At 63.6% G+C, this 25,008-nt stretch carries 28 protein-coding genes; 13 read left to right on the top strand and 15 right to left on the bottom strand.

All coding sequences use genetic code 11. The features are described from left to right. Positions 1–2: 2 nt before the first annotated feature. The 6 genes from SJI03_RS21840 (at position 3) to SJI03_RS21865 (ending at position 5,525) form a co-directional block, all read left to right on the top strand. The gene (locus tag SJI03_RS21840; protein WP_322428559.1) at positions 3–1,394 is read left to right on the top strand and encodes an LLM class flavin-dependent oxidoreductase; all 1,392 of its coding nucleotides are present in this window, start codon (positions 3–5) and stop codon (positions 1,392–1,394) included. Between the two features lie 28 nt (positions 1,395–1,422). After that, positions 1,423–2,412 (top strand): aliphatic sulfonate ABC transporter substrate-binding protein, encoded by a 990-nt coding sequence (locus SJI03_RS21845; protein WP_322428560.1) that lies wholly within the window; start codon positions 1,423–1,425, stop codon positions 2,410–2,412. Between the two features lie 6 nt (positions 2,413–2,418). Continuing rightward, entirely contained in the window at positions 2,419–3,249 is an 831-nt protein-coding gene (locus tag SJI03_RS21850; RefSeq protein WP_322428561.1) for an ABC transporter permease, read from the top strand. A gap of 15 nt (positions 3,250–3,264) precedes the next feature. Further along, positions 3,265–3,999 (top strand): ABC transporter ATP-binding protein, encoded by a 735-nt coding sequence (locus tag SJI03_RS21855; protein ID WP_322428562.1) that lies wholly within the window; start codon positions 3,265–3,267, stop codon positions 3,997–3,999. Between the two features lie 74 nt (positions 4,000–4,073). After that, complete coding sequence (gene bla / locus SJI03_RS21860) at positions 4,074–4,973, top strand: subclass B3 metallo-beta-lactamase (protein ID WP_322428563.1); 900 nt, start codon at positions 4,074–4,076, stop codon at positions 4,971–4,973. A 72-nt stretch (positions 4,974–5,045) separates the two neighbouring features. Continuing rightward, positions 5,046–5,525, top strand: coding sequence for an META domain-containing protein (locus tag SJI03_RS21865; RefSeq protein WP_322428564.1), 480 nt, complete (start codon positions 5,046–5,048; stop codon positions 5,523–5,525). A 68-nt stretch (positions 5,526–5,593) separates the two neighbouring features. On the opposite strand, the gene epsC is transcribed toward SJI03_RS21865, so the two are convergent. Beyond that, positions 5,594–6,547, bottom strand: coding sequence for a serine O-acetyltransferase EpsC (gene epsC, locus SJI03_RS21870; protein ID WP_099379658.1), 954 nt, complete (start codon positions 6,545–6,547; stop codon positions 5,594–5,596). A gap of 189 nt (positions 6,548–6,736) precedes the next feature. On the opposite strand from epsC, the gene SJI03_RS21875 reads away from it, so the two are divergent. Further along, positions 6,737–7,912, top strand: coding sequence for a multidrug effflux MFS transporter (locus tag SJI03_RS21875; RefSeq protein ID WP_099379659.1), 1,176 nt, complete (start codon positions 6,737–6,739; stop codon positions 7,910–7,912). Between the two features lie 6 nt (positions 7,913–7,918). Here SJI03_RS21875 and SJI03_RS21880 read toward each other — a convergent pair whose 3' ends face one another. Next, the gene (locus SJI03_RS21880; RefSeq protein ID WP_322428565.1) at positions 7,919–8,215 is read right to left on the bottom strand and encodes a hypothetical protein; all 297 of its coding nucleotides are present in this window, start codon (positions 8,213–8,215) and stop codon (positions 7,919–7,921) included. A gap of 80 nt (positions 8,216–8,295) precedes the next feature. After that, positions 8,296–8,736: a carboxymuconolactone decarboxylase family protein gene (locus tag SJI03_RS21885; protein WP_322428566.1), complete on the bottom strand. Its 441-nt coding sequence runs from the start codon at positions 8,734–8,736 to the stop codon at positions 8,296–8,298. A gap of 104 nt (positions 8,737–8,840) precedes the next feature. Here SJI03_RS21885 and SJI03_RS21890 point away from each other — a divergent pair, with 104 nt between their 5' ends. Beyond that, entirely contained in the window at positions 8,841–10,313 is a 1,473-nt protein-coding gene (locus tag SJI03_RS21890; RefSeq protein WP_322428567.1) for a PLP-dependent aminotransferase family protein, read from the top strand. On the opposite strand, the gene SJI03_RS21895 is transcribed toward SJI03_RS21890, so the two are convergent. The 5 genes from SJI03_RS21895 to trxC form a co-directional block, all read right to left on the bottom strand. Next, a complete protein-coding gene (locus tag SJI03_RS21895; protein ID WP_322428568.1) occupies positions 10,282–10,872 on the bottom strand; it encodes a DUF1287 domain-containing protein in 591 nt (196 codons plus the stop codon). The genes SJI03_RS21890 and SJI03_RS21895 overlap by 32 nt on opposite strands. Positions 10,873–10,934: 62 nt before the next feature. Then, on the bottom strand, positions 10,935–11,270 hold the full coding sequence (locus tag SJI03_RS21900; protein WP_322428569.1) for a DUF6616 family protein: 336 nt from the start codon (positions 11,268–11,270) through the stop codon (positions 10,935–10,937). 18 nt (positions 11,271–11,288) lie between these two features. Next, complete coding sequence (locus SJI03_RS21905) at positions 11,289–12,035, bottom strand: HEAT repeat domain-containing protein (RefSeq protein WP_322428570.1); 747 nt, start codon at positions 12,033–12,035, stop codon at positions 11,289–11,291. Further along, the gene (locus SJI03_RS21910; RefSeq protein ID WP_416208780.1) at positions 12,032–12,541 is read right to left on the bottom strand and encodes a MarR family winged helix-turn-helix transcriptional regulator; all 510 of its coding nucleotides are present in this window, start codon (positions 12,539–12,541) and stop codon (positions 12,032–12,034) included. The genes SJI03_RS21905 and SJI03_RS21910 overlap by 4 nt, the downstream gene beginning before the upstream one ends. Before the next feature lie 70 nt (positions 12,542–12,611). After that, entirely contained in the window at positions 12,612–13,064 is a 453-nt protein-coding gene (gene trxC, locus SJI03_RS21915; RefSeq protein ID WP_322428572.1) for a thioredoxin TrxC, read from the bottom strand. Between the two features lie 147 nt (positions 13,065–13,211). On the opposite strand from trxC, the gene SJI03_RS21920 reads away from it, so the two are divergent. Next, positions 13,212–14,639 carry a coniferyl aldehyde dehydrogenase gene (locus tag SJI03_RS21920; protein WP_322428573.1) on the top strand — a complete coding sequence of 476 codons (1,428 nt, stop codon included), beginning with the start codon at positions 13,212–13,214 and terminating at the stop codon, positions 14,637–14,639. Between the two features lie 4 nt (positions 14,640–14,643). Here SJI03_RS21920 and SJI03_RS21925 read toward each other — a convergent pair whose 3' ends face one another. Next, entirely contained in the window at positions 14,644–15,249 is a 606-nt protein-coding gene (locus tag SJI03_RS21925) for a LysE/ArgO family amino acid transporter (RefSeq protein WP_322428574.1), read from the bottom strand. A gap of 202 nt (positions 15,250–15,451) precedes the next feature. On the opposite strand from SJI03_RS21925, the gene SJI03_RS21930 reads away from it, so the two are divergent. Then, a complete protein-coding gene (locus SJI03_RS21930; RefSeq protein WP_322428575.1) occupies positions 15,452–16,342 on the top strand; it encodes a LysR family transcriptional regulator ArgP in 891 nt (296 codons plus the stop codon). Between the two features lie 105 nt (positions 16,343–16,447). Beyond that, a complete protein-coding gene (locus tag SJI03_RS21935; protein ID WP_322428576.1) occupies positions 16,448–17,482 on the top strand; it encodes an alpha/beta hydrolase in 1,035 nt (344 codons plus the stop codon). A gap of 118 nt (positions 17,483–17,600) precedes the next feature. On the opposite strand, the gene SJI03_RS21940 is transcribed toward SJI03_RS21935, so the two are convergent. The 6 genes from SJI03_RS21940 to SJI03_RS21965 all read right to left on the bottom strand — a co-directional run bounded on the left by SJI03_RS21940 (position 17,601) and on the right by SJI03_RS21965 (position 22,201). Then, positions 17,601–18,239: a phasin family protein gene (locus SJI03_RS21940; RefSeq protein ID WP_099379670.1), complete on the bottom strand. Its 639-nt coding sequence runs from the start codon at positions 18,237–18,239 to the stop codon at positions 17,601–17,603. 280 nt (positions 18,240–18,519) lie between these two features. Next, positions 18,520–18,855: a hypothetical protein gene (locus SJI03_RS21945; RefSeq protein ID WP_099379671.1), complete on the bottom strand. Its 336-nt coding sequence runs from the start codon at positions 18,853–18,855 to the stop codon at positions 18,520–18,522. A gap of 26 nt (positions 18,856–18,881) precedes the next feature. Beyond that, positions 18,882–19,253 (bottom strand): VOC family protein, encoded by a 372-nt coding sequence (locus tag SJI03_RS21950; protein WP_099379672.1) that lies wholly within the window; start codon positions 19,251–19,253, stop codon positions 18,882–18,884. Positions 19,254–19,367: 114 nt separating this feature from the next. Continuing rightward, entirely contained in the window at positions 19,368–20,639 is a 1,272-nt protein-coding gene (locus SJI03_RS21955) for a YncE family protein (protein WP_322428577.1), read from the bottom strand. A gap of 54 nt (positions 20,640–20,693) precedes the next feature. Then, on the bottom strand, positions 20,694–21,464 hold the full coding sequence (locus tag SJI03_RS21960; RefSeq protein ID WP_322428578.1) for a creatininase family protein: 771 nt from the start codon (positions 21,462–21,464) through the stop codon (positions 20,694–20,696). A 272-nt stretch (positions 21,465–21,736) separates the two neighbouring features. Beyond that, on the bottom strand, positions 21,737–22,201 hold the full coding sequence (locus SJI03_RS21965; RefSeq protein WP_099379675.1) for an SRPBCC family protein: 465 nt from the start codon (positions 22,199–22,201) through the stop codon (positions 21,737–21,739). Positions 22,202–22,275: 74 nt separating this feature from the next. Here SJI03_RS21965 and SJI03_RS21970 point away from each other — a divergent pair, with 74 nt between their 5' ends. Beyond that, positions 22,276–22,692: a hypothetical protein gene (locus tag SJI03_RS21970; RefSeq protein WP_322428579.1), complete on the top strand. Its 417-nt coding sequence runs from the start codon at positions 22,276–22,278 to the stop codon at positions 22,690–22,692. A 192-nt stretch (positions 22,693–22,884) separates the two neighbouring features. Next, a complete protein-coding gene (locus SJI03_RS21975; protein WP_322428580.1) occupies positions 22,885–24,336 on the top strand; it encodes a serine hydrolase in 1,452 nt (483 codons plus the stop codon). Positions 24,337–25,008: the final 672 nt, after the last annotated feature.

A 25,008-nucleotide genomic window follows, 5' to 3' on the forward strand; every position in this document is an offset into this window, starting at 1 on the left:
CCATGGCAAAGACGATACGCTTCAACGCCTTCCAGATGAATACCGTCGGCCACCAGTCGCCAGGCCTGTGGACGCATGCGCGCGACCGCAGCCACCGCTACACGGACCCCGCGCACTGGACGGAACTGGCGCAGCTGCTGGAAGCGGGCCTGTTCGACGCGGTGTTCCTGGCCGACGTGCTGGGCGTGTATGACGTGTACAGGGACAGTCTCGACGCGGCCCTGGAACACGGCGTGCAGGTGCCGCTGAACGACCCGCTGGCCCTCGTGCCCATCATGGCGCAAGCGACCACGCACCTGGGTTTCGGCGTCACCTGCGCCCTCACCTATGAACACCCGTACACGTTCGCGCGGCGCATTTCCACGCTGGACCACCTGTCGAAAGGGCGCATCGGCTGGAATATCGTCACCGGCTATTTAGACAGCGCGGCGCGCAACCTGGGCTTGAGCCAGCAACTGGGCCACGACGAACGCTACGATCTGGCCGACGAATACCTGGACGTCGTCTACAAGCTGTGGGAAAAAAGCTGGGATGACGACGCCGTCGTCAACGACAAGGCGCGCGGCATCTACGCCGATCCGGCCAGAGTCCATCCGATCAACCATGCCGGGCGTCACTACCAGGTGCCCGGCATCCATTTGTGCGAGCCGTCTCCCCAGCGCACGCCCCTGCTGTACCAGGCAGGTACCTCGCCGCGCGGCACGCGCTTCGCGGCGCGCCATGCGGAAGCCACCTTTGTCAGTGGCCCCAGCAAGACGGTGGTGAAGCGCTATGCGGACGACCTGCGCGCCGCCGTGCGGCAAAGCGGGCGCGATGGCGACGCGCTGCTGATCTACGCGCAGGCGCTGGTCATCACGGGCGCCACGGAAGCAGAAGCGCGCGCCAAGCATGCCGACTACCTGCGCCACGTGAATATCGAGGCGGCCCTGGTGCTGCTGTCCGGCTGGACGGGCGTCGATTTCAGCCGCTATCCGCTCGACGCCACCATCGACTACATCGATTCCCCGGCCGGCCGCTCGGCGCTGGCCTCATTCAGCCAGGCCGACCCGGACCGCACGTGGACGGTGCGCGAAGCCGCCGAATACATCGGCCTGGGCGGACGCGGCCCGGTACTGGTGGGCGATGCGCACCAGGTGGCCGACCAGCTGGAAAGCTGGCTCGATGAAACGGGCATCGACGGCTTCAATCTCGCCTTCGCCGTGGCACACGACAGCATGGCCGACGTGGTGGAACACATCGTGCCGGAACTGCAGCGGCGCGGCCGCTATCGCACCCATTACGAGGAAGGCAGCTTGCGCCACAAGGTCTTCGGCCAGGGTCCGCGCCTGCCCGCCAACCATGCAGGCCGCCAGGTCAGCATCGCACCGGGCAGCGCCACCCTGGCAGCGGCTTGACACATCCAATTCCCCATTCAAGGACACCATGAAACGCAGAAGCATCTTGCAACTGGCCGCCAGCGGCGCCACCCTCGCCGCCTTGCCCGGCCTCACTCGCGCCGCCGCGCAAGCGCCGCTGAAGGAGCTGCGCCTCGACTACGCCTATTATTCGCCCGCCAGCCTGGTGCTGCGCCGCTTCGGCTGGCTGGAAGAAGCGTTCAAGCCGGACGACACCAGCATCAAGTGGGTACTCAGCGCAGGCAGCAACCGCGCGCTCGAATACCTGAACGCCAACAGCATCGACATCGGTTCAAGCGCCGGCCTGGCCGCCCTGCTGGCGCGCGCCAATGGCAACCCTATCCGCGCGCCGTACATTTTTTCGCGCCCCGAGTGGACGGCGCTGGTGGTGCGCAAGGATAGTCCCATCCGCAGCATCGCCGACTTGAAGGGCAAGAAGGTGGCCGCCACCAAGGGTACCGACCCGTATCTGTTCCTGCTGCGCGCATTGAAGACGGCGGGCCTGAAACGCGGCGACATCGAACACGTCAGCCTGCAGCATGCGGATGGCCGCGCGGCGCTGGAGCAGGGCAAGGTCGATGCCTGGGCCGGACTCGATCCGCACATGGCCGCCAGCGAACTCGAAGCGGGTTCCCGCCTGATCTACCGCAACGTGGCCTTCAACACCTACGGCTTCCTGAACGTGCGCGAGGAATTCCTCGCCAGCCGGCCGGCCGAAGTGGGCAAGGTGATCCAGGCCTACGAACGGGCGCGCGCCTGGATACGCGCCTATCCGGCCGAGGCGGCGAAGATCCTGTCGGAAGAAGCCAAGGTCAGCCTGCCGGTGGCGCTGCTGCAGGTAAAGCTGCGCAGTGACTTCAGCAATCCGCAGCCGTCGAACGAACATGTGAAGGCCCTGCTGGTGGCCGCGCCCATCCTCGTCGATGAAGCGCTGGTCAAGCCCGGTGCAGACCTGAACCGCGCCATCGCGGACCTGGTCGACACGCGCTTCGCCGCCCCCTTCATCAGCAAGGCGTAAGCGGTCATGACCAGAGACACGCTCGCCGCGCCAGCGCCGGTCCACGACACGGGCGTGCGGCACCGGCTCTTGCGCCAGCCTTTGCCGCGCGCGGCGCTTGGCCTGCTGCTACCCGCCCTGGCGCTGCTGGCGGCGGAACTGGGCGTGCGCATGGGCGCCATCCCCGCCAACCTGCTGCCGGCGCCCAGCGACATAGCCGCCACCATCGCCGAGCTGGCGCGCCAGGGCCTGGCCAGCCACGTGCTGGCCAGCACCGTGCGCGTGGCCATCGGCTTTGCGGGCGGCGCGCTGCTGGCCATCGCGCTCGGCGCGGCCGTGGGCCTGAACCGCACGATGGAAGCGCTGCTCGACCCCACCTTCCAGGCCCTGCGCGCGATTCCCTCGCTGGCCTGGGTGCCCTTGCTGCTGCTGTGGCTAGGGATCGATGAAGCGCCCAAGCTGGTCCTGATCGGCATCGGCGCCTTCTTCCCCGTCTACATGGGCGTGGCATCGGGCATCCGCGACGTGGACCGCAAGCTGATCGACGCGGCCCGCATGTACCGTTTGAGCCGCCCCGCGCTGGCGCGGCGCGTGCTGCTGCCAGCCGCCCTGCCCGCCATCTTCACGGGTCTGCGCAATGGTTTGAGCCTGGCCTGGATGTTCATGGTGGCAGCCGAATTGATCGCCGCCAGCCAGGGCCTCGGCTATCTGCTCAGCGACGGGCGCGAAACGAGCCGCGCCGACATCGTGCTGGCCGCCATCGTGCTGCTGGCCGTGCTGGGCAAGGCCAGCGACAGCCTGATGCAGCGCGTGGAAACCCGCTTGCTCGCCTGGCGCGACAGCTATGCCACCACCTGACGAAAGCCTCCACGCATGACCGCCCTGCTTGACATTGCCATCCATGACAAATCCTATGGCGCGCGGCGCGTGCTGCATAACCTCCAGTTGCAGCTGCGCCAGGGCGAGATCGTCAGCCTGATCGGCGCCAGCGGCTGCGGCAAGAGCAGCCTGCTATCGATCGTGGCAGGCCTCGATACGGACTTCCGCGGCACCCTGCGCCTCGACGGCAAGCTGCTGGCGGGCGTGCACGCCGACATCGGCCTGATCTTCCAGGAACCGCGTTTGTTTCCCTGGCTGACGGTGGCGCAAAACATCGCCTTCGGCCTCGGTGCTGGCGGCGAAGACGATCCCAGGGTCGCGCAATTGCTGGAGGAAGTAGGCTTGCAAGGCCACGCGCACAGCCTGCCCAAGCAGCTGTCGGGCGGCCAGGCGCAGCGCGCGGCGATTGCCCGCGGCCTGTTTGGCCAGCCCCACATCCTGCTGCTGGACGAACCGTTTTCCGCCGTCGATGCCTTTACGCGCATGAAGCTGCAAGACTTGCTGGCCGCCGTCGCCGCGCGCCATGGCTTGAGCGTGCTGCTGGTGACGCACGATATCGATGAAGCGCTGTACCTGAGTGATCGCATCGTCATGCTCGACACGCGCGCCGGACCGCCACGCGCCCAGTACGACGCAAGCGCACCCCGGCCCCGCCTGCGCACGCCGGCGGCGCAAGCCCAATTAAAGGAGGCCATCCTCGGCGAACTGCACGCCGCGCACGCCATCTGACACCAGGCGCCATTTGCGTCCAGCCCCGTTCCGTGTCAGCATATGCCACCCTGGCACCACGGATAAGGATCGCAATGCCCCCCACTCTTATACGCGCGCTGGCACTGGCGCTGCTGGCAGGCCATGGCTCCCTGGCATTGGCGCAGGCGCCAGTCACGCCGCCGACGCTTGGCTGCGAGGTCTGCGCCACCTGGAACGCGGACGAGGCGCCGTTCCGCATCTTCGGTAATACCTATTATGTGGGCGTGAAAGGCCTCAGTTCCGTGCTGGTGACGTCGCCGCAGGGCCACGTGCTGATCGACGGCGGCTTGCCGGAATCGGCGCCCAAGATCATCGCCAATATCGCCGCCCTGGGTTTTCGCATCGAGGATGTAAAACTGATCCTCAATTCGCATGGCCATATCGACCATGCGGGCGGCCTGGCCGAACTGCAGCGGCGCAGCAATGCGCTGGTGGCCGCCAGCCCATCGGCCGCGCTGGACCTGGCGTCGGGCGAAGTGGGCCCGGACGACCCGCAATACCACGCGCTGCCCAAGTACCCGCCCGTCAAGGACATGCGCCTGGCGCGCGACGGCAGCCAGTTCAACGTCGGCCCCGTCAACCTGACGGCGCATGCCACGCCGGGCCACACGCCCGGAGGCTTGAGCTGGACGTGGCAATCGTGCGACGGCCCCCGCTGCCTGCACATGGTCTACGCGGACAGTGTCAACGCCGTTTCGCGTCCCGGCTTCAAATTCAGCGCCAGCAGCGAGTATCCGAACGCAGCGGCGGACTTGCGCCACAGCTTCGAGACCCTGGAAAAACTGCCTTGCGACGTGCTGATCTCCGCCCACCCGGAAGCGTCGCAATTGTGGCAACGGCTGGAGGCGAGCGCCTCGGCCGGCAGCGAAGCGTTCATCGACCCGCAGGCTTGCCGCGCCTACGTGGCGGCGGCGCGCACCGTGCTCGAGGCGCGCCTGGAGCAGGAACGGTAGGCTTGTCAACCGTGCACGCTGGCGCGGCGCCAATCTGCTACGCTGGCGCCATTCATTTAAAGAAGGATTGCCATGTTTAAACTCGCCAGCCTGATTCCCCTCGCCGCCATCGTCGCCATCACGGCCGGCTGCGCGCAAACGCCCGTACGCAGCGACGCTGCCGCCGCCGCGCCAGGCGCCACCTCGCCCGCCAAGCCGGCGCCGAAGCTGACGGGCACGCAGTGGAAGCTGAAGGAATTGAAGGGCAAGCCAGTGGTGCGCAAGGCGCCCGAGCAGCGCGAAGTGACCCTGCAGCTGGCCGAAGGCCGCGCCAGCGGCAACAGCGGCTGCAACCAGATGATGGGCGGCTACACCAGCGATGGCGTCAGCACCCTGAACTTTGGACAGATGGCCGGTACCATGATGATGTGCCAGCCGCAGGACATGGACCTCGAGCGCCTGCTCCTGAGCACCCTGGGCGAAGTCAATGGCTACCGCTACGCCGACCAGGAATTGCTGCTGCTGAAGGATGGCGTGCCCGTGGCACGGTATGAAGTCTTGACGGTGAAGTAAGACTGTGGGTCAGACCCGTTGGGTCTGACCCCAGCCCTAACTCTGGGGTTACGCCCCTTCCGCCGCACCTAATCGTTACGCATCTGCGCTTGGGATACATTACTCTCAGGCGGCACGCTCTGCGTCAGCCACACATTTCCCCCGATAGTCGATCCCGCGCCGATGGTGATGCGCCCCAGCACGGTTGCGCCCGCGTAAATGACCACGTCATCCTCGACGATGGGGTGGCGCGGCGTGCCCTTGATCAGCGCGCCGGAAGCATCGGCCGGGAAGCGCTTGGCGCCCAGGGTGACGGCCTGGTACAGGCGCACCCGCTGGCCGATGATGGCCGTCTCGCCGATCACCACGCCCGTGCCATGGTCGATGAAAAAGGAGGCGCCGATGTGCGCGCCCGGATGGATGTCGATGCCCGTCAGGGTGTGCGCGATGTCGGCGATCAGTCGCGCCAGGAACGGTGCGCCGAGCGCGTGCAGGCGGTGGGCCAGGCGGTGGTACAGGATGGCGATGGTGCCCGGGTAGCACAGCATGATCTCGGCCACCGAGGTGGCGGCCGGGTCGCCTGCGTAGGCGGCCTGCACGTCCGACACCAGCAGGGCGCGGATATCGGGCAGGCTGGCGGCGAACGCGCGCGTGATGTCGCGCGCCTGCTGCGCCAGGGCCGCGTCGTCGCTGGCGCCATCGCCCTCATCGCCGGCCGGAACGGCGTGAGCCGGAGCCGAGAACAGCAAGCCGCGCCGCACCTGTTCGCTGAGGCGGTTCAAAGTGGTATTGAGGGTGTCGCCGACAAAATAATCGATGCTTTCGTCCGTCAGGTTGGGCCGTCCGTAATGCGTGGGGAACAGGGCCGCCGACAAGCCGTTGACGATGGTGGTGAGGGCTTCGCGCGACGGCAGTTCACGCACCCTGCCGTTATGGCGGATCTTGTGCTTGTCTTCGCGCGAGCTGCGCAAGGCCTGGATCACGGGTCCCAGGTTCCACTGGGCCGTGTCGTCGGCGGGCGCCGCGGGATAAATGCTGTGCATGGCGTATCACTTCCAGAAAACGGCGAACAGGCCGGGTCGCCCCAGCTTAGCGGTGGCGACAAGCGATGCAAACGAAGAATTTCAAGGTTGCATATGTGAAAAACGCATATGGATCGCGTGGCGGCCAGCGATCAAACCCGATTGTTGCCACTAGCGTAAAATGACGGACTAACAAAAACACTCTTCAACATGACTAAATTATTAACATGGATCTTGGCGGGCCTGGCGATGGTCGGACCGCTTGCAATTGACACCTATCTGCCGTCTTTCCCCGCCATCGTGCACGATTTCAATGCCAGCCCCCTGCTGGTGCAGCAGACCCTGAGCTTTTTCCTGTTCACGTTCGCCTTCATGATGCTGTTTTACGGCACCCTGTCCGACTCGTTCGGCCGCCGTCCCGTGATTCTCGTCTCGCTAGTGCTGTATGTGATCGCCTCCGTGGGCGCCGCGCTGGCGCCGTCGCTGGGCTGGCTGCTGGCCTGGCGCGTGCTGCAGGGGCTGTCGGCGGGCGCCGGCTCCGTGATCGGCCGCGCCATCGTGCAAGACCGCTATTCGGGCGCCGCCGCGCAAAAAATTCTTTCCCACATCATGATGGTGTTCGCGCTGGCGCCTGCCATCGCGCCCGTGCTGGGCGGCTGGCTGCAGGTGGGCCTGGGCTGGCGCTGGATCTTCTGGTTCCTCACGGCGTTTGGCGTGCTGATGTTCGTCGTCGTCTGGCGCGCGCTGCCGGAAAGCCTGCCGAAGGAGCAGCGCCACGCCTTCCACCTGGGCGACATCGCCGTCAATTACTGGAAAGTGCTGTGCCACCGCCAGTTCCTGCTGCTGTCGACGGCCATCGGCGCCGCCTTTGGCGGTTTCGCCCTGTACATCGGTTCGGCTGCCTACTTCATCATCAACATCCTGCATCTGCCGGAAACGGCATTTGCCTGGCTGTTCATTCCCCTGATCAGCGGCATGGTGTTCGGTTCGGCCCTGTCGGCGAAAATCGCCCACCGCTACAGCCAGCGCCAGATGATCTGGGCCGGATTTATCCTGATGCTGGTGGCGGCTGCAGCCAACATCGGCTACAACTATGTCTTTGCCGCCGAAGTGCCGTGGGCCGTGCTGCCCCTGTTCTTCTATTCGTTCGCCCTGTCGATCGCCATGCCGCCGATGACTTTGATGGCCTTGAACCACTTCCCCAACAACAGCGGCCTGGCGTCGTCGATGCAATCGTTCATCCAGATGCTGCTGTTCGCGCTGGTCTCGGGCCTGGTGGCGCCGCTGCTGTTCGACAGCGCCTTGAATCTGGCGTATGGCGTGATGGCTGGACTGCTGGTAAGTTTATTGTGCTGGGTGTTTGCGCAGGGCAAGGCCAACGAGTAGGTCGGATCAGGGCCACGGCGCAGGCGTCACATCCTGGTATTGCGCCCCGCCCTGCTCCGGTTCGGCCTCATCATTTTGCGCCGGCTGGTTCAAGGAACCGGCCGGCGAACGCAAGCTCAATATCTCCTTGCGCGCCTCGACGAAGTCGGCCGAACTGAGGGGGTGCTGCTGGTCCGGCCAGTGGCTGACGGCCCATTCCTGCAACGCTTCGTAGCGCCGCCACAGTTCGGCGATGAATTCGCGGCGCGCTTCTTCCTGCTGTGCCGCCGTCTTTTCGGCGCCGTCCCCGATAGGTACTTGCATGGCTGCTCCCTGGCTGATCAATCGTCCTGCCAGCCTACGCAGCAGCAAACCATACGTCTGTTCGCGAACGAACACAGAACTTATACAGGCATCTTGCGGAAGCCCACGGCCAGGCGGTTCCAGGTATTGATGGAGCCGATGGCCAGAGTGATGTTGACCATTTCCGCCGGTGTCAATTGTTCCGCCAGCGCCGCATACACGTCATCCGGTGCCTGGCTTTGCGGCAGCAGGGTCAACGCTTCCGTCCAGGCCAGCACGGCCCGCTCGCGCGGCGTGAAGAACGGTGTTTCGCGCCAGACGGACACGGCATACAGGCGGCGCTCCGTTTCGCCCGCCTTGCGCGCGTCGCTCGTGTGCATGTCCACGCAAAAGGCGCAGCCATTGATTTGCGAGGCGCGCAGGCGGATCAGTTCGAGCAGCGAGTGTTCCACGCCCAGCCTGGCGATCGCCGCTTCCAGCGCGTACATGGCCTTGACGGCGTCCGGCGAAGCTTGTGTGAAGTCGAGTCGTTGCTGTGTCATGATGCATTCCTTGAGAGAGTAAAGATGCACCATTGTAGAAGCGCAAGCAGTACGCGCGGCAGGCCAATCCTCCCGAAAAACAGCAGACCACCAGCAGACACACCATGGAATTACATATCCTGATCGACGGCACGCGCGACCTGGGCGGCCAGCTGTACCGCCAGCTCAGCGAGGCCATCCGCTCGGGCCGGCTGACGGACGGCCAGCAATTGCCGCCCTCGCGCCTGCTGGCCAGCCAGCTGGGCCTGTCGCGCAAGACGGTATCCGACGTATATGACAAGCTCGGCTATGAAAAGCTGCTGGTCGGCAAAGTAGGCGTGGGCAGCTTCGTGCAGACGCCGCACGCGTCGCCGCAGCGCCGCCACGCCAGCACGCCGCTGGCCAGCGCGCAGCGCATCGCCCGCTGGGAAGCGACGCCCACGCCCCTGCGCCGCGCCAGCCAGGAAACGCCAGCGCGCTACGCCTTCATCGGCGGGCGCGCCACGCCCGCGCACTTCCCGCAGGATGAATGGCGCTCCTGCATGCTGCACGCGCTGCGCCAGGGTGGCCAGGCACGCGGCCGCTATGGCCCTGTCGCCGGCTTGCCGTCCTTGCGCGCGGCGATTGCCGGCCATGCCGCCTTCAGCCGCGGCATCCATTGCACCGAAGAACAAGTGCTCGTCACCAGCGGCGCACAGCAAGCCTTGCACCTGCTGGCGCTGACCTTGCTGGAAGCGGGCGACACGGTTGCCGTGGAAGAACCCGGTTACCCGGTGGCACGCGCCGTGTTCGCCAGTCAGGGCGCCCGCGTGGTGGGCATCGACGTGGACGAGGATGGCATCATCGTCGGGCAAATCCCGGACGGCACACGCTTGATCTATGTCACGCCCGCGCATCAATTTCCGCTCGGCATGCCGATGAGCATGGCGCGCCGCCATGCCTTGCTGGAGCGGGCGCATCAGCTGGGCGCCATCATCATTGAAGACGATTACGACAGCGCCTTCCGTTACGAAGGCCGGCCCGAGGATTCCCTGCAAAGCATGGACCGCTACGGCGTCGTCGCCCACGTGGGCAGCTTTTCCAAGATCATGCTGCCGGAATTGCGGCTCGGCTATGCGGTGCTGCCGCAAGCCATCGTGGCTGCCGTGGAAACGGTGAAATACCTGAGCGATTGCCATACGGCCACCCTGGGCCAGCATGCGCTGGCCAAATTCATCGGCGATGGCCATTTGCTGCGCCACATCCGCCGCTGCCACGATATTTATGCGGGGCGGCGCGAGCGGCTGCAGCACTGGTTCAACGGCCCGTTGGCGCCGTGGTTCCGCCTGGTGCCGGCCAGCGCCGGCTTCCACGTGGCGGCCCTGGCCCAGGCGCCGCTCGATATCGCCGAATTGCTGCGCCGCGCGCGCCTGGCCGACGTCAGCCTGTATGCGCTATCGGGTTTTTATCACGGAGAGGCGCGCCATGCGGGACTGTTTCTCGGCTATGGCGCCATCGACAAGCTCGATATCGACACGGCGCTGGCCCTCGTGCTGGCGATCCTGCAGGAAATAGCACCGCTGGCCATCAACGGGGTTGCCAGCGATAATGTCCCGTGATGGGATAGCTGAACAGAATATTTTCCTCGCGCGCGCCCTCGCCGATGTTGTGGATGATCAACGGCACGCCGCTCCACGATTGCTTGTCGCTGACGATGCCGATGTGCGTGAGGTTGCGCGGCAGGCGCCAGGTGACGATGTCGCCCGCGCGGTAAGCGTTCGCTTCCTTGCTTGGCGGCAGGCTGGTGCCATGGCGGGCAAAGTAGGTGCCCAGGTTCGGCACGCGGCGGTGGTCGATATTGCGGTCCGGCCCCTTCATTTGCCAGCGTCCCTGCTGCTGGTACACCTGCCACGCCTTGCGCATGTCTTCGTGCACCAGCACCTGCAAATCCTGCCCCAGCTGGCGGTAGGCGCGCACGACCACATCCGTGCACACGCCCCGCTCGAGCGGCACGTCGCCGCCCGGATAGGCGAGTCGTTCATAGCGCGGATCGTACTGCACGGTCACGCCCACCTGCTTGCGGGCAGCGGCGACGAGGGCTTGCGGGGTGGCAGGGATTGCCGACGCCAGCATGGGCGCCAGGGCAAGTATCAGTGCGAAAAGCAGTTTGGTCGGCATCAACGTCAGTGTTCGGATGGAAATGCCAACTTTACCTCAGTGGCAAGGAAAACGCCGTACGCTTAGGCGGCCGCCAGCTGCGCCAGGTGGGCAGGGAAATCCACCGCCGGGCCAGCCGCATTGATGGTGTCGAAATAATCATGCCAGCCCGTGGCGGCGATGCCGTCCAACAAGGCGTCCAGCGCCGCCTCGTCCGGGAAGCGCCAGACGGCATAGAATTGCTGGGCAGCCGCATGCAGCTTGCCGCCATCGATGGCGCCCATGGCCAGCGCTTCGGCGCCCATGCCGGACAAAGCCGCCATGCCGGCGCCCACCGTGGCGAAATACGCCTGGCGCGCGGCGCCGTCGAGGGCCAGCCAGGCGGGTTTTGGGCTGTACAGTTCTAACAGGTAATGCATGTTTTTCCTCCAAAAAAATTAAGAAATCGAACGCTGTGCCCGCTTGCAGATGCGCTGTGTGGCGGCAACGGGGCTTTCCAGCAGCCATTGCGCGCACAGGCTGCGCACCCAGTCCGGCTGGCTCTTGGCCGCATCGTTGAGCCAGTTGGCCACGGAATCCTGCACATAGACGGCCGGGTCGGCACGCAAGGCTTGCAGCACGGGCAAGGCCAGCTGCGGCTGCTCTTTTAGCCGGGCAATATGCGCGCACCACACGCCGCGCGAGCGCAGCGCTTCGCAGGCGAAACGGCGCACTCTTTCCGACGGGTCTGCCGTCCACGGCGCCAGCAAGGCAATCGCCTCCTCAAGATGCGCAGCCAGATGGGGCCGCAGCGCCAGCCAGGCCCATTCGCGCACGCCGAAATGGCCATCATCGGCCAGCGGGCGCATGGCGGCCAGCCGCTGCGGCAAGGGCCAGCCCGCCTGGCTGGCGATGGCAAAGCAGGCCCAGCCGCGTACCGTGTCGGAGGCATGTGCTTGCAGCAGCGCCAGGTCGGTGTTGGCCTCGAGCAGCAATTGCGCCGCCAGTGCCATGCGTCTGGTGATACCGGCTGCGGCCTGCGCGCGCATCTGCTCCAGGCGCGCGGCGCCGATAGCGGGCACGGCCGCGGCCAGCAACTGGGCGAAATCGATGGCCAGCCCTTCCGTCAGGGTGGCGCTGGCCACGCTGCCCCCGTTCAGCAGGGCCAGGCGCGCGGGAGCGATGTCGGCGACGCCACGGCTCATGCGGCACCTCGATCCGTCTTGCGCCAGGCTTTTTCCAGCAGCGCGCTCAACAACTGCATTTCCTCAGCCGTGAAATCGGCAAACAGGCTGGCGATCCATTGCGCATGCTCATCGACCAGGGTGGCAGCGGCGCCTGCTCCCTTGGCGCTCAGGCGCACCAGCAGCTTGCGCCGGTCGACCTGGTCTGGGTGACGCGCCAGGAAACCGTCGCGCTCCAGGCCGTCGAGCAAGCCCGTGATGGTGCCGCGCGTCACGCCGGCCCGCTCGGCCAGTTCGTGCGGCGAGAGTCCGTCAGGCACGTCGCGCAGCAGGGACAACAAGACAAATTTGCCTTCCGATAAACCATGCCGGCCCAGGCGCGCGGCGCAATCGCCATCGATGGCGGACGCCAGGCCCAGCACTTCAAAGCACAACCGCAACTGGCCGATGGACCGCGTCATGTCGAGACCGCTGGCACGGCGCTGCACGTCGCCGAGCAGGGCCGTATATTTCTGTTCGAGTTTTATCATATGGCGCAATATAATATGGCGCCATACTAAATGTCAAATGGAAAACCGTCACGGTTTTCCTGTCGGCTCAAAAGCGGGCTTTGTCCCGCGCCCACGCGATGATGGCTTGCGCATCGATGGCGCCCGGCTGGCGCGCCACTTCCATGCCTTTGCGGAACAGCGCCAGGGTGGGAATGCTGCGGATATTGAAACGGCTGCCCAGGTCCGGCGACGCTTCCGTATTCACCTTGACGACGCGAAACGCCGGCTCCAGGGTCTTCGCGGCTTGCACATAGAATGGCGCCATGCTGCGGCAGGGGCCGCACCACGGCGCCCAGAAATCGACCAGCACGGGAATGTCGCTGCGTTCGATATGCTTGAGGAAGCGGGCGCTGGCCAGGTCCACGGGCTGGCCCGTAAACAAATCCTTCTGGCATTTGCCGCAAGTGGGCTGCTCAATCAGGCGGGCGGCCGGCAGGCGGTTGACGGCGTCGCAATGGGGGCACACGATGTGCAGGGAGTCTGGCGTGGTCGAGGTCATGGCATTCCTGGAAAGGGTAGCGTACAGTTGCCGGACATTTTACGGCGTATCGTGCAAGGCCGTCGGCACGCTGGCGGCACTTATCCGGATAGTCCACTATAGTGCGGTGGAACGGCGCGCACATTGCCGAGCCAGCCAAGGAAAACAATGCCTGATGTCGCAGAAAATAGGGAACTGAGCACCGAACTTGCCGCGGTCCTGGCCGTGCAGCGTGCCGCCTGCCTGGCCCGCCCCGTGCCGCCCCTGGCCGAGCGCAAACGCGACCTGCAAACCTTGCAGCGCTTCATCCGCGACCATAAAGACGCGCTCTGCGAAGCGATCAGCGCCGATTATGGCAACCGCTCACGCCACGAAACCTTGCTGGCGGAGATCTTTCCCGCCATTGACGGCATAGCCCATGTATTAAAACACTTGAAGAAATGGATGCGGCCGCAGCGCCGTGGCGTCGACTGGCGCAATTTCCCTGGCGCCCGCAACCGCGTGCTGCCGCAGCCGCTGGGCGTGGTGGGCGTCATCGTGCCGTGGAATTTTCCCATGAACCTGAGCCTGGTGCCCTTGACCTATATCTTTGCCGCCGGCAACCGCGCCATGGTCAAGATGAGCGAAAACTCGCGCCACCTGGCGCGGCTGCTGATCGACAAGATGCCCGCCTACTTTCCGCCTGAAAAACTGCAATTCTTTGACGAGACGGGCGGCGTGGGCATGGCGTTTTCGCAATTGCCGTTCGATCACCTGCTGTTTACGGGTTCCGGCCAGACGGGCCGGGCCGTCATGGCGGCCGCCGCGCGCAATCTGTGCCCCGTGACCCTGGAGCTGGGCGGCAAGGCGCCGGCCATCGTCTGCGCCGACTTCGATGTGCGCACGGCAGCCGAGCGCATCCTGTTCGTCAAATACCTCAACGCGGGGCAAATCTGCACCTGCGTCGACCACGCCTGGCTGCCCGAAGCCAGCATCGCCGCCTTCGTCGACCATGCGCGCCAGATCATGCCGGCCCGCTATGCCGGGCTGGACACGCCCGACTACACCTCCATCATCGACGCGGCTGCCTTTGAGCGCCTGCTGCAGGCGCTCGACGAGGCGCGCGCACGGGGCGCACAAGTGATTTCACTGCTACCGGGCCCAAGCCACGACCGCGCAACGCGCAAGATCGCGCCGCACATCGTGCTCGACGCGCCCGAGGACAGCCTGCTGCTGATGCGGGAAATCTTCGGCCCCATCCTGCCGCTGCGCGGCTATACCGACCTGGAAAGCGTGATCGACAGCATCAACGCGGGGCCGCGCCCGCTGGCCATCTATCCATTCAGCAATGATGCCCGCACGGTGCAGCTGCTGATCGACCGGGTGATGTCGGGCGGCGTGTCCGTCAACGACGCCCTGTACCACGTGGGCCAGCACGACCTGCCATTCGGCGGCGTGGGCGAGTCCGGCATGGGCCACTACCATGGCGTGGAAGGTTTCCACACCTTCAGCAAGCTGCGGCCCGTGTTTTATCAGGCCCGCTACAGCGCCTTGAAACTGCTGTGGCCGCCGTATGGCAAGCTGGCCAGCCGCGTGCTGGCCTTCCTGACGCGCTGATGCTTTACAGGAACAACGAGGCGGCGATGGCCCACATGACGAGGGCGATGATGCCGTCGAGCACGCGCCAGGCAATGGGCTTGGCAAACACGGGCGCCAGGTAGCGGGCGCCAAAGCCCAGCAGGAAGAACCACAGGGCCGAAGCCATGATGGCACCGCCGGCGAAGTAGAAGCGTCCCACGCCTTCATGCTGGCCGCCGATCGAGCCGAGCAGGATGACCGTATCGAGGAAGGCGTGCGGGTTCAGCAGGCTGAACGCCAGCGCCGCGCCGATCACGGCCCAGTAGCCTTCCGGCGACTTGGCGGCCGACACCGTCAAGGCCGTTGGGCGCCAGGCGGATTTGGCCGCGCGCAAGCCATACGCGATCAGGAAGGTGGCGCCGCCGGCCTTGGCCCACAGCAGGAAATTAGGGTTGTCGGCAATGAAGGTGCCCATGCCGGCCACGCCTGCCGTGATCAAAATCGCATCGCACACGAGGCAGACCAGGATGCAGGTGAGCACGTAATGGCGTTTCAAGCCCTGCTTGAGCAAGAAGGCGTTTTGCGTGCCGATGGCCACGATCAGGCTCGCTCCGAGCCCCATGCCTTTCAAGAAGATTGCGCTGTCCATATCGATTCCTTTATTGCTTTCCATCACGCGCACGGCCGCCCACGCTCTGCCGGCAACGGCAAAGTCATCAGAGGTAGGTGGAGGGTGGTGCGGAACCAGGAGGACCGCGCGGGAGAGTGGAGTTGTTACCCTATTTCAACAGTGTAAAGAAAAAGTAAATATAAGTATAATGAATGATTCTAACCATATATAAGAGAAACTTATGCGCGTCGTCGATTACCGTGGATTGGCCGCCCTCGACGCCGTGATCGGCCTGGGCAGCTTTGAAAAGGCCGCGCAGGCGCTGGCGATCAGCCAGCCGGCCGTGTCGCAGCGCATCCGCACCCTGGAAAACCTGGAGGGCACCTTATTGATCATCCGCAGCCACCCGCCCCTGCCGACGGAAGCGGGCCAGCGGCTGATCGCCCACTACCGGCAAGTCAAGCTGCTCGAAGCGGCGCTCGACGCCCAGCCCGGCCCCACCACGCAACTGCCGGAACTGGCCATCGCCGTCAACGCCGACAGCGCCGCCACCTGGATCCCGGAAGCGCTGGGGCCGCTGCTGTCGCCGCCGTCGTGCCTGCTCGATATCCGCCTCGACGACCAGGACCATACCCTGAGCCAGTTGCGCGAAGGGCGCGTGTTTGCCTGCGTCACCAGCGCCAACGACCTGGTGGCCGGCACCACGGCCACGCCGCTGGGCGGCATGCGTTATCTGTGCGTGGCCTCGCCCGCGTTCGCGCAGCAATGGTTTCCCTATGGTTTTACGGTGGAAGCCGTCAGCCAGGCGCCCGCCATCACGTTCGGCAGCAAGGATGCGCTGCACGAGCGCTATCTGCAGCACCGCCTCGGTTACACGGGACGCTATCCGCACCACGTGCTCGGTTCGGCGCGCGACTTTGTGCGCTTCATCGAAGCGGGCTATGCGTATGGCATGGTGCCCTTGCTGCAGGCGGAAACGGCGCTGGCCACCGGCAGACTGGTCGACGTGGCGGCCGGACAGGCGCTCGACGTGCCCCTGACCTGGCATGCCTGGGATATCCAGACGCCGCTCACGCGCACCCTGTCGGACGCCGTCATCGCCACGGCGCGTAAATGGCTGTTACAGGATTGATTGACGCATGCAACATTTATCTATGCTATACAGCAACTTACCCGTGTGCGCCCTGCCCTGCCTGGCCTACACTGCAAGCATCAGCCATCACCATCAGGAGCAAGCATGACGATCCTGCGCACCACCCTGCTCGGCGTGCTGGCGGCCATCCCGCTGGCTGCCGGCCTGGCCGCCTGCTCGCCCTTGATGGCCATCAATGCCTTGTCGTCCGGCAGCGCTTCGCAAGTGACGCGCGGCCTGGCCTACGGCCCCTTGCCGCGGCAAAAGCTCGATGTCTACGCTCCAAAAGTGCGCACGGGGCCCGTGCCCGTGGTGGTGTTCTTTTATGGCGGCAACTGGACGACGGGCGAGCGCGCCGACTATGCCTTCGTTGGCCATGCGCTCGCGGCGCGCGGCTATCTGGCCGTGATCGCCGACTACCGCCTGTATCCGGACGTGCACTACCCCGAGATCTTGCAGGATGCGGCCCGCGCCGTGGCCTGGGCCGCGATGGAGTCCAGCCGCCATGGCGGCGACCCGACGCGCTTGTTCGTCATGGGCCATAGCGCCGGCGCCTACAATGCGGCGATGGTGGCGCTCGACGCCAGCCTGCTGGCGCGCCACGGCATGCGCCCGCACGACTTGCGGGGCTGGATAGGCCTGGCCGGCCCCTATGATTTTTTGCCGATCGAAAATACCACCACCCGGCCCGTTTTCTTTTACCCTGACACGCCCGCCGCTTCGCAGCCCATCCATCACGTGACGGCCGAGGCTCCGCCCGCCCTGCTGATCGCCCCCTTGCCCGGACAGGATAAACTGGTCGATCCGCAACGCAACACGGGCGGCCTGGCCAATGCCTTGCGGACGCTTGCCAGGCCCGTGACGGAAACCTATTTCGACCACGTGGGCCACGCCACCCTGATCGCCACGCTGGCCGCGCCCTTGCGCAGGCTGGCGCCCACCCTGGACGCCGTCAGCGCCTTCATCGATGCCAACAGCGGCACCGGTGACGCGGTCCCGTCCGCGCTCTTGTCCGCAAACTTGTCTGCAGTCTTGCCAGATACTGCCTTGCCAGCAAGCATAACCTTGCCGTCCCGCTCAGCTGGCGCGGCCACGCCGGCCCCTGGACTGCACGCGTACGACAAAACGCCCACCCCTTAAAGGGAGGGCGCTCTGTCCAAGCCAAGACGCACGATGCTGCGTGCCGGCTGGCCGCATAGCTAGCCGCACCGCAAGGCTCGGCCCTCGCGATGCGGCTCAGCCGCAAGCAGCTTCGTGCTTACTCTTTACGGCTGGCGCTGCTGCTCTTGCTTTGTGCGGAACCCGCTTGCGATACGCTGCCGCTGGCCGAGCCTTCGCTGCCGGCCGACTGCTGGCTGCCCTGGTGGCTGGCGCTTTGCAGGCTTTGACCGTCACGGCTTTGCGCGCCGCGTTGCTGGTCGCGGTTGGCGCCGTTCTGATGATAGGCCTGGAACGGTTCGGCGATGCGCTGCATGGCTTCCTGCTGCTTGCGCACGTTTTTCTCCGTTTCTTCCGACGCCGTGCGGGCCACTTCTTCGGCCAGTGCCTTGGCGGTACGGCTCGTTTCATTCACATGACGCTCTGCCACGTTGGCCAGTTCGACCTGCGTATCGGCTGCCAGGCGCGACAGCTGTTGCTGGTACTTGCGTAATTGCTCGGCGGCTGGCTGGCCGGAAGCAGCAGCCACCTGGAACACATCTTCAGCGCGCTCGACCGTCAGCAGGTTCTGGCTGGTGACGGTGGTTTCTTCCAGCAAGCCTTGCGCCAGTTGCATGTTCAAGTCGCTGAAGTGCTGCACCGACTGGAACAGCGACTTCGACAATCCATTGAAAAAAGCCAGTTGCGCTTCCAGGTGGTTTTTGGCGGCGGGGGTAACACTACGGGAATATGGATACATGGAGTTCCTCATTAAATAGCGGTTGGGTGGACATAAACAGATGGCGACACCACCGGCTGTCGAACGGTAAGGCAGACGGCCGGGCTACGCCACGAAACGCGAAAAAACATATCCGATTGGTGGGAAGATGCTTTGCAACGCGAGTCCCAAGGCTACGTGAGCACCGCAGGTGAGGGATGATCTGGATCAAAGGTGCGCTAGGCTGCGCAGAAAGTTTTGGCTGGACGGCTTGCCCTTGGCAAACGTCAGTGACGGGATGGGAAATCTGTGGCAGGCAGGCTCAACAAGCGGCGCCCGCGCCCGGCGCGACGGGCTTGTAGCCATGGCTGCGCAGCGAAGCTTCCAGCCAGCGGTTGCCATACCAGCCACGCGCCAGCAAGTAACTGAGTTCCGCGGCGGCCATCAACAGCATCATCGGGCCAATGCGCAGTTCGGTGGCCAGATGGCTGCCAAACCACAGGCACGCATCCATCGCCAGCATGAGCAGCAACAGCCACCAGCGGCGCTTGGCGACGGCCCAGAACGAACCCAGGAACAGGGCCGGCCAGGAAAAACCCGCTTTCACGTAGGCATAGCGGCCGGCATCGTCGGCAAACAGGGTGGCGCTGTGCTTCATGCTGCTCTCTTCAGGAAATAACGGTGTCAGGATTCGGGATGGTGGCAGACGGCTTCGACATTGTGACCATCGGGCCCCAGCACGAACGCGCCATAGTAATTCGGGTGATAGATGGCACGGATGCCCGGGGCGCCGTTATCCTTGCCGCCCGCTGCCAGCGCGGCCTGGTAAAAGGCATCTACCTGGGCACGGTTGTCCGCCGCGAAGGCAAGGTGCATGCCGGCATGCGGCGCGCCGCCCACGCCGAACCAGAAATCGGGCTTGCCATCCTTGCCCAGGCCGACCCAGCCTTGCTCTTCCATCACCACCGACACGCCCAAGGGCGCCAGGGCGGCCGAAAAGAAGGCCTTGCTGGCCTGTGCATCGCTGACATTCAAACCGATGTGATCAAGAATCATGATAGCGCTCCCTGGCGGTAGTGAAATAGGAAATACAGTATGCTCCAATATTGTCTTTTAGGCAAGCATAACTGCAGATCCCGCTCCGTTGCTCCAGGAAGCGCCATGCGCCTGCTAGCGCAGGTTGCCCGTATGACCGAGCGAATAACGGCCCGGCTGCGGCCATACGGTCAGGCCATGCGGTTCCTGGCCTACTTTGACCTTGGCAACGTCGCCGCTGTTCGTATCGATGCGATAAACCACGTCGTCGAAACGGCCGGACAGCCACAGGTACTTGCCATCGGCGCTCACATTGCCCATGTCGGGACTGCCGCCGCCGGGAATCGGCCAGTTCGCCACGACTTTTTCGGTGGCGAAATCGATCACGCTGACGCTGCCCTTGCCCTTCGGCTTGCCGTGGATACGGTGCGTGCCGCGGTTGGCCACGTACAATTTCTTGCCGTCACGGCTAGGATACAGGCCGTGCGCGCCCACGCCTGTCTGGATGAAGCCGATTTCCTTCAAGGTGGCGCCATCGACGATGTGCACGCCGTCGGCATCCATGTCGGCGATAAAGAATTTCTTGCCGTCAGGCGAAATGCGTATGTCTTGCGGCATGCCCTTCTTGACGCTGCAGATTTCGTTCGCCGGGCCGCCCACAGGGCCTGACTCGGCAAAACGCTTGGCCGGCATCTGCAATTTCAGGTAGCCATCGACCTTGCGGCCCACCAGGTCGATCTTGGCGATGGTGCCGTCGAACTCGCAGGTGAACATGGCGTAGCGGCCGTCATTCGAAAAATCCGCATGGTTGATGCCGCCGCACTGGGGCGTGTCGATCGAATACTGCACCGCCATGGTCTTCGGATCGCGGAAATCGAGGCGGTGGCGCGCTTCGGCCACGACGATGGCCGACTTGCCGTCCGGCGTGTAATACATATTGTAGGGATCGTCCACGGGCACTTCCTTGCCCGGCTTGCCGCTCAAAGGATCAATCGGCGTCAAACTGCCCTTGTCCGTACGCTCGGCATTGTTCGCCACCCACAGGGTGCGCAAATCCCAAGACGGCACCACGTGCTGCGGGCCGCTGCCGACCTTGAACTTGTCGACCACTTTCAGGCTGTCCGGATCGATCACATACACATCGTTCGAGCGCAGGTTGGGCACGTAGACCCGGCGCAAATGATCCTTGACGACAGGACTCATATTGCTGCTGGCGATGCTGCCGTACACGTTTTTCGGGTCCACCAGCGGCGGCATGCCCGGCAGCGGCGAATAGGCGGCGGCTGGCGCGACGACGGCTGGAGCCGCTGTGCTGGCGCCGATGACCTGGCTGGCCACGCCCAGGCCGGCCAGTGCGGCAGCCAGGGCAGATAAGGTGACGATGGTGCGTCGTTGAGATTTTTTCATGTGATTTCGCGTCGTTTCGTTGCAAAAGCCGGAAGTTCAACACTTCCAGCGGAATTATTTATGACCTTGCAGCAGCTGCCTGATGGCGGCCACCGAGGTGTCCACCTGCAACTTGATACCGATCTGGCCCAGTTCAGCCGTGGCACGCGTGGCGTCGCCGCGCACGCCATCCGCCACACCGGGCTTGGGCCCGTGGGCCATGGCCTCGCTGCGCACCAATGACGGGTCCGTCGCCAGCATCAGCGCCGCGTCCGCCAAGCCGGCATGCAAGCCGATCTCGGCGCTGCTGTGGCCGCGCTTTTGCAGTTCGGCAATATAGGCCGATTGCGTGATGTCATAGTAGTCGAGCAAGGCATAAGCGCGCGCATCCTTGCCTGCGGAAGCTTTGCCCCAGGCACGGTTCAGTTTATTCGCCACGTTCTGCTCGTTTTTCTGATAGCCGCCATGGTCGCCGAGGAAAATGATGTCGCGGAAACCATGCTGGCGCAGGCTGGCGGCCGCCCCTTCCAGCACGGCTTCGAAGGCGGCCGGTGGAATTGAAATCGTGCCGGCAAAGCGCATGTGGCCGGCCGGCGGAGCAATCGCGCCTTCCGGCACGTAGGAAACAACGGGCGCGACGATGGTATTGCCCAGTTTTTGCGCAATCTGCCGCGCCAGCAGCCCGGCACGCACATTGTGCTTGCCCAGCGCGATATACGGCCCGCTCTGCTCGACGCCGCCAATCGGCACCAGCACGGTGGTGGCGCCATGATCGATACGGCTGCGCAACTCCGTGCTGGTCAACTCTTCCAGCATGACGCTGCTGCTGGCAGCCGCAGCCGCCATGACGGGCGCCGTAAGCAGCAGGCACGAAAACGTCAGGACGAACAGGGAAACGAGGGGTGTGCGTGAAAGGTGGAACGTGGATGGCGCGCAAGGCGCCGTTCGCGGGGGGAACTGCAGAGTCATAAGCCAACATCTTTCCAAGGTCAAAGGCGCCGCGCCCGGCCTTGCCAGGCAAGCTGGCTGCCACGCAAGAATTGTATTCCATCATGACGGGAACGGCACGTTAATTTGACGCGGCAGTTTGCAAGGAATTGACGAGGAGAAACTATCTGTCAGGCTGTCGTCGCGCTAGCCCTGCCCGCCTCGCCATCATGAAGCGTTTCCTTGCGCTTCTCGGCATAAGCCTTGAGCGAGCGCATCGTCTTGGGTAGCCCCTGCCGGACTTGTTTGGCAACGCCTGGCCCGAACAGAAAGGCAAGCGCTCCCGTGAACCACACGCGGTGAACCACTTGCGATCCGCCATCTGCGGCAACAACCGTGTGCTCGAAATGGATGCGGAACCAAGGGATGTAGCCTTCCACGGTGAAAGAGCGGCCTGCGGTGCGCTCAGTGAGCAGCATCGCAATACCCATCCCCTTGCTGGGAACGATCCTGCCCTGCGTTCCCACCGCGAATGGTCCGTTAAGCCGGGCTTGCTTTGTATCCGGATCCCACAAGTGCCATCGGTCGACCTCGCTCCAAATTTGATCGATGACAACTGGCGGGACTGCAACGTGAATGCTTTCTTCGATTTGCATCAGTGGGGTTCTCCGTATGAATATCAATATAATTGCATGCTGGCTGTACTTGATTACCTTGGATCTGAGAGTCTATGAACGTAACACATTGGCGGGTTGAGGAGCTAAAACATTATTCAGCCGATATCGTTTGGCTTGATGCCGAGGGTGCTCGCCGTGCCTATGATTTGGTGGGCCTTCATGACTCGAAGACGCATCTCGGCTTGAACATTAACACCGTTGACTCCGTCGAGCGGCTCGCATTCGGCAATGATGCGGCCATCGCAACCAAATGGTTACGTGCCCGTATGCCGGGAACTCAGCAGCTCGTCGTGGTGTTTGGAGAAGACGAATGCTTCGTCTGCAGCAGTGTATTCCTGGTCGAGAATTGGTCGGATATCTTTATCCCTTCGCGTGACGACGCGATGATGTATTCGAAGGACACGCCGCTTATCCTATTTTATTGCCACGAGAATCAATTCGAGGCGGGACAGCGGATTGTCTTTGATTAAAAGCAGCGCGTGGACAGAAACTGCCCCAAGCAATGGCGTAATAGACCCACTTTCCATCCATCTGGCGAGTTTGCGTTCTGTACCGCTTTTCAAGCGGCCCGTCGCATGCCTGTTAAGCGGTGAAAAATCACAGCGTATTGTTAAACCTTTACCATGCGCGGCGGGTACCACGCTGCCAAATAAGGGGAAACAATGCAGAAACCGATAGGTCTGATATGTGCGGTCGTACTCGCCTTGAGCGCCGCTGTGAATGCCCAGGCAAGCACGCTTGAGCAACTCGTTCGCGCTTATGCTGAACAGCGCGACTTTAGCGGCGTAGTGCTGGTCGCGCGCGATGGCCAGCCCATCTACCAGGCCGCTTTTGGCATGGCACAGCCGGCCTGGAAGGTAGCGGTCACCGACGATAGCGTATTTCGTATCGGCTCACTCAGCAAGCCCCTGACTGCGACTTTGGTCATGCGACTCGCGGAGATTGGCCGTCTCAACCTCGATGAAACCGTTGCCACCTACCTGCCAGCTGCATATGCAGGTACTGACGCGGGGAAAATAACGGTGCGACAACTGCTGGCGCATACGTCCGGCTTGGCCGATCTGCCATCCCGCTACACCGATCCATTCTGGAGCAAAGACGCACGCCGTCATTACACGCCCAAGGAATTCGCCAGCGAATGGATTCCTGGTGCACTGGCAAGCGAACCCGGAATCTGGCGCTACAACAACAACGGCTATTACTTGCTCGGAATGATAGTTGAAGTGGCCACCGGAAAAAGCTATGCCGAGAATATGAAACAATATATCTTTGCACCGGCGGGCATGCAAGACAGCGGTGTATTCGATGGCCGCACAATTATCGCGAAACTTGCACAGGGAACCGTCCAGGCCGACGATGGCACGCGCCTAATGCCCCCCTATATCGATCCATCCGTGTCTTATTCTGCGGCTGGCCTATATTCGACGGCACTCGACCTGGTGCGCTTCGACGCTGCGCTGGCCGGTGGCCGCCTGCTCAACCAGACGTCCCAGCGCGACATGTTTACCAATCGAGGCAAGGGCTATGGCTACGGCTGGGAGGTCGAGGACTGGGCCGTACGCAAAGATGCGCCACTTCCCGTTGTTCTGCATACCGGAAGCGTCCCTGGCTACCAGAGTATCTTTGTGCGCTCCTTATCCGATCATGTGGCTATCGTCATTCTTGACAATGCCTGGCAAGGGGCGACGGTGGTGGCGATGGCAAGAGACATTGCCGACCTTGTGCACGGCAAAGCGGTGGCCTTGCCGCGACGCAGCCTGCAGGCCGCCCTCGGACCGATCCTGTTTCGTGAGGGCCTGGACGCAATGCGTGCCGCCTACATCCGCCTAGGTGTACGCGAGTCCACCATGTACGATGTGAGCGAATCTGCGCTCAACGCTTTTGGCTATAGCCTGTTACGCAAGGGCCAGCCGGAAGCGGCTATCCAGGTCTTTCGCTGGAATGCAGAAGCCTACCCCCTGAGCCATAACGTCCACGATAGTCTGGCTGAAGCCCTGCTTGCATCGGGAGACCGCGAAGGCGCTCGCGCCGGCTATGCCAGGGTATTGGCCTTAGATCCAGGCAATCGCCATGCGACTGAAGAACTGGAAAAGCTCCTGCACACAAATCCCTGAGCAATGGCCGCCCCGGAGCGCAAGCGGACGGAGCCGATTAGCGCTCTGAGACGCTGCCAGTAGCTTGCTCTCCTGATCCATCGTTCTTGAACGATGAAAACCGATGGTTCGTGTCAGAGGCCTGGATTTCCTGCCAGGCACCTGGTGGGCGATCTCGTAGCTGCCTGATGCAACGACGAGATCGGGTTTGACCTGCCTGTCCCCTGCCCTGCAGAGACTCCTGCCACGCTCAAGCAAAAGCTGCTTGAGCGTGGCAGGTTGCCGGCACTACCAGCCGCCGCAACCACCTGTTCGCCAGCGCCGCCGTTATTTACTCGCTGCCCGGTGCCCGCATCGCCACGCGTCTGCTCGCCGCACTACGATTGATCGCCGGCCGCCCCCCCTGCCAGCACCGCTCTGGCATCATCAAAATCGAAGCCTCGGATCCCACGTCCGAAATCGCACAAATCAATGAATCAGAAGCCGTGCTGAGGCGCGGCGCTGCTAAGTTCGGCGGATTCGCACCGCCACTTGGCATGAATCCTTGCTTGTAATTCATATATCTTTTTATCAAATAAAAGAAATTGACTATGCAATAGAAGTGAATTATATTGAGTCAATAGATAGCACACATCAAATAGTGACATCGCAATGTAGGGCATGAGGCAATCCCAGGGGGTGGGTCGGCCTGCC

This window comes from Janthinobacterium sp. GMG1 (assembly GCF_034427795.1).
Lineage (GTDB): Bacteria > Pseudomonadota > Gammaproteobacteria > Burkholderiales > Burkholderiaceae_D > Janthinobacterium.